Genomic DNA, 6,126 nt, shown 5'->3' on the forward strand with positions numbered 1-6,126 from the left:
CTATAATATAAAAGGTGGTGCAGTTGCGTATATTCAATAATATCATCTCAGTGGTGTAGTTATTGAAATTGGTGGTGCACTTTATGCTATTGATGGTGCAGTTTATTGCAAATAATCATTAATTGTACCATCACTTTCATAATCACTACTATCCTCATTATTTATAGGTAAAAAATAGATATAACCATTAATTCTCAAAACTGTACCTAATACTTCTTCTTGTTGAGGTATAAACAAACTTATTTTTTGAATTTCTTTTAAATAATCTTTTGTAACTCTAAATAAACGCATATATCTATAACCTCCTCACTAATAAAAATAAAACAGAGAAAAGTCATAAGACCTTCTCTGTTTAAAAACTTAAATCTACCAACTAAGGCTATGGTAACTCCCTTTTACTGGTTCCAACTCAGGCTATGGTCCTCCATTTTAGAGAAGAATTATCTTCTATAGACAATATAACATAAATAAGTTTAAATTTCCATAATATTATATGTTTAGATATAATTCTTTTCATATTATAGTATATAGCTCATGACTCATATTTATAATTGTTTTCTTATTTTATTATATTTTTATTTTAGTAAAAATAGTTGATTTAGTAATACTCATGAGACAAAGACTTCCTGAGGCGATTACAGACTTCGAGAGTTGCACACAAATTTTTTTCATCATTTTCTAACTGATTTTGTGAGACTCTAGGAACTATAAAAACTCAAAAAGGCTTGATTTTTCAGCGAAATTTGGGATGCAGATTCAAGCGAAGAAGCTTGTAAATAAGTACAAAAAATACAAAATTTTAAAAAGTACTGATTTTATGATCAGAATTTTTTTATGCAATAACTTGTTATCATGTCATTAATCTATAAACTGGAATTTGTAAATATCATTTTACATTTTTATATGAAATCACAATATGACTTGGTGCAAATAATACTGATGCAATAATCAATAGCACTGACCTACTCATAATCCCACTAAATAAGAACAACATTGAAGGAATAATAGAAAGTGCTAATGCTCTGAAAACGCTGTTTTTCTTAAAACATATAATCCAAATAGCACAATAAAGCATTACCAATATGGTATCTACAATCAGATATAGTGCAAATGCTTCGTCAGACCACCACCCGAACCAAGTTCCCGGAATATTGATTATCATGAATCCGAAACAACCCAATCTCCCTACTTGTTCTGTGACCTCAACATATTTATTATTCCACTTATTATCAAATCCATCTTTGCACTTAATCGCAAATACAACATTGGGTATCATAATGACTGCAATAAAAATCAGCCCAAAAACATTAAACCATTCCATATTATCTACCATCACAAACTTCTAATTTATATAATAGCATTTTCCATTGATTTTTCTTTTGTAACTTTTTCACCTAAATAATTAGCAAGCTTTTCTGTAAAAAAGCTAAAGTAAGATACTCCGTTGTTTCTTTTATTTTGAAAATATGGCAAAAATCCCCATAGTGTTGATGGAATCCCTATTACTATTAAATATAATGGTCCAAAAATAAGGGATTGAATTGTATGACCATATTCGTGAACTAAAAGCCTTTTACTTAATTCTTCATCTGGTATTTTATTTTTTGTTCTTTTATCTTTCATCGGATTAGTTGTTGTAAAGACGAACATTCCCAAAGATACACTTGAAGGAACATTTCTTTCAGTAATAATTGCACCGTGATAAAAATAATGTTTATTTTTTATATTAATTAAAAATACTATAAATCCTAACAATGTTTGTGGCAATCCCCAAGTGCATTGAATTAATATATATATTACATTTTTCATAACTAACTCCAATCTACAACTTACTATTTCTCATCATCTAATAACTGTATTTTAATCACATCATTTATTTCTGCTGGTTCTGTTTCTTGTATACTACCAGTAAATATAATTGATATATTATCTCCTATTTCTAGCTCATCAGCATTTATTTTAGTATGTCGCCATTCTAATTCAGTAGCCTCTGTAATTATAAACTCAAAATTTCCACGAAAGTTTATATCGTTTATATCTAAGCCTTTTACTGTTAATGCTATATTATCTATTGTAAAATTAGTATCTCTTATATCCGTAATTGTTGCATAAAAAGTTTGATATGATACCTTATGATTATCTAAGTTTTTTTCAAAATCATCATAAGCTCTCTTGTACCCTATAAAATAACTTATAATTGCCACAATTATTACCGCTATAATACATAAACATACTATTTTTTTCTTTTCCATAATTACCTCCAAATAATAAATTAGGATTTATCGCACTACTCTATTATTTTTTTGTTTCCAAAATATTGTATCAAGATTAAAATTAAAGCAGTAGTTGCAAGTATTCCATCCATTATTCCCGCTGGTAGCATAAACATCATTAAAGCCATTGTAACAACACAATTTATTACTGATAATACCAAACCCCACATTCTGTTTTTCCATAAGCCAACTGCTCCTATAATTCTTACAATTCCATAAATCGCTCCCATTACAAGCATTAAATTCATATTATCTTTAAAATATGGAACTATAAAAGAAATATACTGATTTATATCAAACTTATCACTACCCATAACAAATATAGGAATAAGGCATAAACATCCTCCTACTTCCATAAATGCTCCGTGTATAAACATCAATATTGACGCAATTTTATATTTTTTCATAAATTACAACTCCCTCTACAAATTCCAATTTATTGGACATAATCATTTACTATTCTCTTATTTTCAAATGATAACAGGACACTAAATATTATTTCTATCAGTATCATCATTATTGCAAGAGTATAATTAGCAAAATTTAAACCAACTATCAAAGATAATATTGGAATAATTATTGACAATACCATATATGTTTTTGAATTATATAACCAACTGTATGGCAATAAATGTGCTCCGAATATCATAGCAATAACCATTAGCATTTTATCCGGCAATGTAGGATAAATCCACATTGCTATTAAAAGGTATATCATTTGATTTGCAGAAAATAGTATTCCTAAGTAGTTTAATGGATTACTTTTATCTTGAAATTGTATTTTTAATATTTTAGAAATTAAAAAAGCTATAGGTAATAATGGTGCTGTGCAACAAAATGTCAATAGATTTTTTGTTAATATAGGTAAATCTGTTAATTGTACGATTAAAACCATAATCCATATTACTACTGATGCAATGATAAAATGAATACCTTTCTTTTGCTTTTGGGCACAATCTTTTTTCAAATCTTTCAAGTTCATTTTTTAGCTCTCCTCAATAAATTCCAATTTGTATTACTTTGAACTTTTCTTTTTTATTTTAGCAATGAACAAGACAAATGATAAAATTAACCAAGCAACAAATCCTACTTTAAATCCTACAAGCCAAGTATTTTCATAACTTAATTTAAATAGTATATCTAAAATTTTCATTGTTGTTGTTGCACATAATAACATCACAACTAAAAATAAGATTTCTAAAATTATAAACTTTATTTTTTTCATAATAGCATACACCTCTACAAATTCTAATTTATCTATCTGAACTACTTTAAAAATCAAATAAATTAAAGAGGAAATAATATTTTTTTGTAAACATCTATAAAACTTTATTTTGAATCATTTTCCTCATACCAGATTTTTTACTTGATTGCACTTTTTATATTAAAATATGTTATTTCGAAATTGATTTCAATCCTCAAAATGTTCTAACTCATCACTAGGATATGCTCCTGACCAATGATATGGCTGCAACTCATGTAAAGGAACAAAAAGTAAAGAATTGTCTTGTGTAGTGACTGCCACTTGCACATCTTCTCCCCAAAATCTAAGTCGCTCTTGACATATCCCACAAGGAGATAAAACCTTATAAGGAGAGTTCTCATCATCACGTACAAGACACATACAATGTGTAACCTTTTCGTTGAATTTATGTGCTTCTAACATTGCACCTGTTTCAATACACAAAACGGCTGAAGCATTAGCAGTATCTATACTAACACTGGTAAAATAATGTCCATTTGCTGTATGTACTACACCTGCACCTCCCCAACCTTTGGGATATCTTTTTTCAATTAGCTCAACAGCTCGTCTGTACATTTCTTTTTCTATATTAAAGTTTCTCATACAATCCTCCTCAAATTTTCAACTTGTTTATTACTTTTTAAATAATTTTGAAAATATAGATTTTGACTTATTTTCCAAATCATTATATGTATCTATAATAGTTGTTTTTTCTATTGCTTCTATATTTTTCAGCTTAGAAGACCACTCCAATGCTTTATTAGAAAAGCCATGATCTTCCCAATTTTTAAAAGCACTCAAATATTCATATTTAACTATTCCTTTATACTTTCTTCTAATTCTAATAAATATCTATCATAATCAGAGATAAATTGTTTATCTTGAATAATACGATACTTCTCAAATTCAGTTTCTGCTTTAGTTTTTGCAATTTCTGCAGTTATTTTTCCTGCATCTTTGAGAATTTCACGATCATCAGCCATTAAAAATAAATCTAAACGTTTGCTCCAATCTTCCATAGTCATTGGGATATGTCTTTCTGCACGATCTTCTGCTAAATCAAGATACGCAGATACAATACGTTCTAGTGATCGCATTTCCTGTTCATTTAAATAATTTTTAGCAATACTTACATCACTTTTTACAATCTTTCCTTCTGGAGCAGCTGCCCATGTTGTAAGACCCATATGTTCTTTTCTGGCATCTGCTCTTTCATAAATCAGCTCAGCTGCAGTATGTCCATGCACTGCATAGTGCATTTTATTTTGAACCTTTGCAAAAAATTGTTTGGTTGTACTTGCTGTACGGTCATAATCTAGAGAAGTCGCATATATATCTGTAATCTTTTGCTAAAATCTTCGTTCGGATAAACGAATTTCACGTATCTGCTCAAGTAATCGGTCAAAATATTCTACTGTAAGTACAGAGCCTCCATTTTTAAGCCTATCATCATCTATTACCCAACCTTTAATAGTGTAATCTTTGACAATATTATTTGCCCATTTTCTAAATTGTACAGCACGTTCATTATTTACTTTAAAACCAACAGCAATAATCATCTGTAAGTTATAATGTTTTGTATTTCTTCGAACTTCACGCATTCCCTCAGTTTGAACTATCCGAAAATTTCGGATAGTTGCTGATTCTTCTAATTCTGAATCGGCAAACACTTTTTTTATATGATCATTTATTGTACGTACATCAACCCCATATAGAACAGCCATCATTTTCTGTGTCAGCCATATATTCTCATCTTCATAGCGCATTTCAATGCTATCTTTCTGATTCCCGATAGAAGCAACATAGGTAAGATACTCTGCTGCACTTGAACGAATATTAATTTCATTTTTCTTTTTCGTCAAACTAAATACCTCCTATAAAATTAGAATTTATATAAAACTTTTTTTCAAACCTTTTTTAAATACTAAAATTGCTTTTGCTGTTCCTGTAATTGACATAGTAACTAGCTCATAACCATCTTGTAACATTTTATTTGCTTTTTCTTCTACTTTTTGTGCCATATCATCAGCTTTTGGAGAATACTCTATAACAACTGCTTTATACATTCTTCCACCTCCTAATCTATCACAAATAGTAATTTATCTATATTCTTAATTATAACATATACTATCATTTGATATCATATCTAAATAATAATTTTCATCAATAGAGTGTTCACCCAAAGTTTTCTATCGGATCTAACACGAACAATAATTCCTTTTTCTTTCAATAATTTTTTAATAAAAATTTAACTTCAGTTAAATGTTGGTAATTGATTTTAACTCCATAAAAACGGTGTTAAAGCCCTTGAAAATAAAACATGATATTTTCATCAGTGCTATACTTATATCGAGGTGAAGATATTATGACTGATAAAATGTTTAATGATATTATTGATTCCATTATCAATAATGCAACTGATGATGAAATTGAGATCATTAGAGAAAAACTCAATAACCATATCATCAATCATATCTATGATGGTGAAGTGCATAAGGAACTGTCAGATGAATTTGATAGTTCCTTTTGCCCTCACTGCGGGCATGAGCACATCATTAGATATGGCAAGGATAAAAATGGAAATCAAAGATATTTATGCAAACATTGTCA

Annotated in this window: 11 protein-coding genes and 1 pseudogene; 1 reads left to right on the top strand and 11 read right to left on the bottom strand. The window is 28.8% G+C overall.

The window, feature by feature from the left end; all coding sequences use genetic code 11:
* Positions 1-102 precede the first annotated feature (102 nt).
* From B5E87_RS14440 to B5E87_RS15220, 11 genes and pseudogenes are all read right to left on the bottom strand, one after another.
* Entirely contained in the window at positions 103-291 is a 189-nt protein-coding gene (locus B5E87_RS14440) for a hypothetical protein (protein ID WP_087246073.1), read from the bottom strand.
* Between the two features lie 595 nt (positions 292-886).
* The gene (locus B5E87_RS14445; protein ID WP_005330834.1) at positions 887-1,333 is read right to left on the bottom strand and encodes a hypothetical protein; all 447 of its coding nucleotides are present in this window, start codon (positions 1,331-1,333) and stop codon (positions 887-889) included.
* Positions 1,334-1,347: 14 nt separating this feature from the next.
* Positions 1,348-1,809, bottom strand: coding sequence for a hypothetical protein (locus tag B5E87_RS14450; protein WP_087246076.1), 462 nt, complete (start codon positions 1,807-1,809; stop codon positions 1,348-1,350).
* A gap of 23 nt (positions 1,810-1,832) precedes the next feature.
* Positions 1,833-2,252 carry a hypothetical protein gene (locus B5E87_RS14455; RefSeq protein WP_087246078.1) on the bottom strand — a complete coding sequence of 140 codons (420 nt, stop codon included), beginning with the start codon at positions 2,250-2,252 and terminating at the stop codon, positions 1,833-1,835.
* A 35-nt stretch (positions 2,253-2,287) separates the two neighbouring features.
* On the bottom strand, positions 2,288-2,680 hold the full coding sequence (locus tag B5E87_RS14460) for a DUF2127 domain-containing protein (protein WP_087246080.1): 393 nt from the start codon (positions 2,678-2,680) through the stop codon (positions 2,288-2,290).
* 29 nt (positions 2,681-2,709) lie between these two features.
* Positions 2,710-3,255 carry a DUF7010 family protein gene (locus tag B5E87_RS15325; RefSeq protein WP_022356404.1) on the bottom strand — a complete coding sequence of 182 codons (546 nt, stop codon included), beginning with the start codon at positions 3,253-3,255 and terminating at the stop codon, positions 2,710-2,712.
* A gap of 33 nt (positions 3,256-3,288) precedes the next feature.
* Positions 3,289-3,498 carry a hypothetical protein gene (locus B5E87_RS14470; protein ID WP_035400590.1) on the bottom strand — a complete coding sequence of 70 codons (210 nt, stop codon included), beginning with the start codon at positions 3,496-3,498 and terminating at the stop codon, positions 3,289-3,291.
* 186 nt (positions 3,499-3,684) lie between these two features.
* Complete coding sequence (locus B5E87_RS14475) at positions 3,685-4,119, bottom strand: cytidine deaminase (RefSeq protein ID WP_087246084.1); 435 nt, start codon at positions 4,117-4,119, stop codon at positions 3,685-3,687.
* Between the two features lie 30 nt (positions 4,120-4,149).
* Positions 4,150-4,317, bottom strand: a complete 168-nt coding sequence (locus B5E87_RS15150; RefSeq protein ID WP_158095636.1) for a hypothetical protein — start codon at positions 4,315-4,317, stop codon at positions 4,150-4,152.
* Positions 4,318-4,331: 14 nt separating this feature from the next.
* Positions 4,332-5,282, bottom strand: a pseudogene (locus tag B5E87_RS14480) (virulence RhuM family protein).
* A gap of 123 nt (positions 5,283-5,405) precedes the next feature.
* Positions 5,406-5,582, bottom strand: coding sequence for a hypothetical protein (locus B5E87_RS15220; protein WP_164483560.1), 177 nt, complete (start codon positions 5,580-5,582; stop codon positions 5,406-5,408).
* A 299-nt stretch (positions 5,583-5,881) separates the two neighbouring features.
* On the opposite strand from B5E87_RS15220, the gene B5E87_RS14485 reads away from it, so the two are divergent.
* Positions 5,882-6,126, top strand: a 245-nt coding sequence (locus tag B5E87_RS14485; protein ID WP_162607363.1) for an IS1 family transposase, incomplete at its 3' end; no start/stop codon positions are given.

It is taken from the genome of Massilimicrobiota sp. An142, from assembly GCF_002160725.1.
Taxonomy (GTDB): Bacteria; Bacillota_I; Bacilli_A; order Erysipelotrichales; family Coprobacillaceae; genus Allocoprobacillus; species Allocoprobacillus merdigallinarum.

Bases quoted from the DNA above. Each gene is read 5' to 3' on its own strand.
- B5E87_RS14440 (WP_087246073.1), bottom strand. From the start codon at position 291: ATGCGTTTATTTAGAGTTACAAAAGATTATTTAAAAGAAATTCAAAAA.
- B5E87_RS14445 (WP_005330834.1), bottom strand. From the start codon at position 1,333: ATGGTAGATAATATGGAATGGTTTAATGTTTTTGGGCTGATTTTTATT.
- B5E87_RS14450 (WP_087246076.1), bottom strand. From the start codon at position 1,809: ATGAAAAATGTAATATATATATTAATTCAATGCACTTGGGGATTGCCA.
- B5E87_RS14455 (WP_087246078.1), bottom strand. From the start codon at position 2,252: ATGGAAAAGAAAAAAATAGTATGTTTATGTATTATAGCGGTAATAATT.
- B5E87_RS14460 (WP_087246080.1), bottom strand. From the start codon at position 2,680: ATGAAAAAATATAAAATTGCGTCAATATTGATGTTTATACACGGAGCA.
- B5E87_RS15325 (WP_022356404.1), bottom strand. From the start codon at position 3,255: ATGAACTTGAAAGATTTGAAAAAAGATTGTGCCCAAAAGCAAAAGAAA.
- B5E87_RS14470 (WP_035400590.1), bottom strand. From the start codon at position 3,498: ATGAAAAAAATAAAGTTTATAATTTTAGAAATCTTATTTTTAGTTGTG.
- B5E87_RS14475 (WP_087246084.1), bottom strand. From the start codon at position 4,119: ATGAGAAACTTTAATATAGAAAAAGAAATGTACAGACGAGCTGTTGAG.
- B5E87_RS15220 (WP_164483560.1), bottom strand. From the start codon at position 5,582: ATGTATAAAGCAGTTGTTATAGAGTATTCTCCAAAAGCTGATGATATG.